Consider the following 3,260-nt stretch of genomic DNA (forward strand, 5'->3'; position numbering starts at 1 on the left):
TGGAGGAGACCGTGCGCCGCCGCGACGCCTGGCTCGAATCGGTGCTCGCCGACCTCGACGAGGACGAGCGCGAGGTGCTCGCCCGCGCCGCCGCCCTCATGCGACGGGTGGCAGAGCGATGAGCGCCATGTTCCGGTCGCTCTCGGTCTACAACTACCGACTGTGGTTCAGCGGCGCCCTCATCTCCAACATCGGCGCGTGGATGCAGTCCACCGCACAGGACTGGGTCGTGCTCACGCAGCTGACGAACCACGACGCGACGGCCATGGGCATCACCATGGCGCTGCAGTTCGGCCCCCCGCTGCTGCTGGTCGGCGTCACCGGCTGGGTCGCCGATCGTTTCGACCGACGCCGCCTGCTCTACGTCACCCAGACCCTGCTGGCGATGCTCGCGGTGACGGTCGGCGTGCTGCTGCTCACGCACGTCCTGACCCTGCCGCTCATGTGGGTCTTCGCCCTCGCGCTCGGCGTCGTGAACGCGTTCGACGCCCCGGCACGCCAGGCATTCGTCTCCGACGTCGTCGCACGCGAGAACGCATCGAACGCGGTCGCACTCAACTCGGCGTCGTTCAACATGGCCCGCCTGATCGGCCCGGGCGTCGGCGGCATCCTCATCGTGATGGTCGGCACCGGCTGGATGTTCCTCATCAACGCGGCCACCTTCGTCGCCATGCTCCTCGCCCTCTCGCTGATGCGCCCCGGCGAGCTCGTGCCGCGCGTGCGCGAGCCGGGAGCCGCACGCCTCGCCGACGGCTTCCGCTACGTCGCGGGCCGCCCCGACCTCATCGTCACGTTCATCATGGTGTTCCTGGTGGCCGCATTCGGCATGAACTTCCCGATCTTCGCGTCGACCATGGCGCTGGAGTTCGGCAAGCAGGCCGACGGCTACGGGCTGCTGAGCTCGGTGCTCGCGATCGGCTCCCTGGCGGGGGCGCTGCTCGCCGCCCGCCGTGACCGCGCACGCATGCGGGTGGTCATCATCGCCACCGGCGGGTTCGGCGTGATCTCGCTCGTCTCCTCGCTGATGCCCGTCTACGTGCTCTACGCCGCGACCCTCGTGTTCGTGGGGCTCTGCACCGTCACGATGCTCGCCACCGCCAACGGCTACGTGCAGACGACGACGGCGCCGGCGCTGCGCGGACGCGTGCTCGCGCTGTACATGGCGGTCATCATGGGAGCGACGCCGATCGGCGCACCGATCGCCGGCTGGGTTGCGACGACCTTCGGGCCCCGCACGGCCATCCAGGTCGGCGCGATCGCGGGCCTGGTCGCGTGCGCCATCGGGGCCGGCTGGCTGGCGGCATCCGGTCGCCTTCACCGCAGCGAGACGCGGCGGTTCCTCCTGACGATCGACGAGACCCGTCCGCTGCGCCTGCCGGCGCCGACTCCCGAGGTGTTCAGCGATGAGATCGCCGGCACCACGCCGATCGAACTGCCCGCGGATGCCTCGCCCCGCCGCCGAAGCGGACACGACCGCACCGTGCCGCGCGGGGTCTGAGACAGGTCAGCGCCGCACACTGCGGACGCGTCGCCGACGTCAGCGGCTCGAGTAGCCGCCGTCGATCGGCAGCGAGACGCCCGAGATCATCGCGGCACCGTCGCTCAGCAGGAACACGACGGGCGCGGCGATGTCCTCTTCCGTCGCCCACTTGTGCAGCGGCATCGCCTCGAGGAACGGACCCTCGATCTCGGGACGGCCCCAGTACCAGGCAGACATCGGCGTCATCACGACCGTCGGGTTCACGCTGTTCACCCGGATGCCGTAGCCGCCGAGCTCGAGCGCCGAGACCCGCGTGATGTTGTCGAGCGCGGCCTTGGATGAGCCGTAGGAGATGTGGCCGGTCAGCGCGACGAGGCTCGCCTGGCTCGAGACGTTGACGATGGCACCGCCGACGCCGACGCGGATCATCTCCCGCGAGGCGTACTTGGTCACCAGGAGCGACCCGCGCGCGTTGATGCTCATGACCTTGTCGAAGACGTCGATGTCGGTGTCCATCGGGGTCGCGATCTCGCCGCCCCAGCCGCCGCAGTTCACGACGCCGTAGATGTCGCGACCCTCGATCGCCGCGCGGATCTCGGCCTCGGACTCGAGGTCGAACACGACCGGCTCAGCCCCGGTCTCGGCGACGATCGCCTCGAGGGTGTCCGCGGTGCGGCCGGCAGCGAGCACGTGTGCACCGGCGGCCACGAGCTGGCGGACGATGGCGCCGCCGATGCCGCCGCCGGCACCGGTGACGAGGATGCTTCGACCTGGGAATTCGTTCATGGAGGTGCTCTCTGTTCGTCATTGAAGGGATGCTGCGGCCGCGGCCGCGTGGGGCAGATCGTCAGTGGCGACACACAGGATGCGCCGCGGAGGACGGTCGTGTCGCCGGTGTCATTGTTGTTATCGAATCAAGCTTGACACCGGTGACATGCCCAGCTTACGGTGCTGGAAGCTCCTTCGGGAACGCCCCCTCCGAACCGCTTCATCGACGCAGCGAACGACGCTGACGTCGCCTCGAAAAGGAACCGTCCGACGTGACCCCTCCCCCGGCCGCACCACCGTCTCTGACGGTGTCGCACGACGTCGTCGAGCTCATCGACCGCGCCCGTGCGCTCGCATCGACCGGTGCCCGCCGCGTGCTCGGAATCACCGGAACGCCCGGTGCGGGCAAGTCCACCGTGTGCGCGCAGCTGCAGGACGCCCTCGGCGCGCAGGCCGTCATCGTCGGCATGGACGGCTTCCATCTGGCGAACGCCGAGCTGAGACGGCTCGGCCGCCGTGACCGCAAGGGCGCCCCTGACACATTCGACGTCGACGGCTACATCGCCCTGCTCGCACGGTTGCGCGATCAGTCCGGCACCCCGATCTATGCACCCGTGTTCGACCGCGACCTCGAGGAGTCGATCGGATCCGCGCTGTGCGTGCCCGCTGACGTCCCTCTGATCATCACCGAGGGGAACTACCTCCTCCACGACGGCCACGGCTGGGAGCGGGTCGCCCCGCTCCTCGACGAGGCCTGGTTCCTCGAGGTCGAGCCCTCGATCCGTCGGCGACGCCTCGTCGCCCGTCGCGAATCGCACGGGCACCCCCACGACGAAGCCGTCGACTGGGTCGGTTCGGTCGATGAGCCCAATGCCCAGCTCGTCGAGTCCGCGCGAGACCGCGCCGACCTCATCATCCGCGTGGCCGACACGGCATCCGCCGACGCCACCCCGACCGAAGGAGACATCCGATGACCATCGAAACCAGGACGCCGGTGTTGGAGGCGCGGGGG

The 3,260-nt window shown here is 69.6% G+C and carries 3 protein-coding genes; 2 read left to right on the forward strand and 1 reads right to left on the reverse strand.

All coding sequences use genetic code 11. The features are described 5' to 3' along the window. Positions 1-127: 127 nt before the first annotated feature. Entirely contained in the window at positions 128-1,498 is a 1,371-nt protein-coding gene (locus tag ASG00_RS03230) for an MFS transporter (protein WP_082483026.1), read from the forward strand. A gap of 39 nt (positions 1,499-1,537) precedes the next feature. On the opposite strand, the gene ASG00_RS03235 is transcribed toward ASG00_RS03230, so the two are convergent. Next, the gene (locus ASG00_RS03235) at positions 1,538-2,266 is read right to left on the reverse strand and encodes an SDR family oxidoreductase (RefSeq protein WP_056206844.1); all 729 of its coding nucleotides are present in this window, start codon (positions 2,264-2,266) and stop codon (positions 1,538-1,540) included. Between the two features lie 254 nt (positions 2,267-2,520). Between ASG00_RS03235 and ASG00_RS03240 the strand changes: the two genes are divergently transcribed. Next, positions 2,521-3,222 carry a nucleoside/nucleotide kinase family protein gene (locus ASG00_RS03240; protein ID WP_235557411.1) on the forward strand — a complete coding sequence of 234 codons (702 nt, stop codon included), beginning with the start codon at positions 2,521-2,523 and terminating at the stop codon, positions 3,220-3,222. Positions 3,223-3,260 lie beyond the last annotated feature (38 nt).

The sequence above is a fragment of the Microbacterium sp. Leaf351 genome (assembly GCF_001423825.1).
GTDB classification, from domain to species: domain Bacteria; phylum Actinomycetota; class Actinomycetes; order Actinomycetales; family Microbacteriaceae; genus Microbacterium; species Microbacterium ginsengisoli.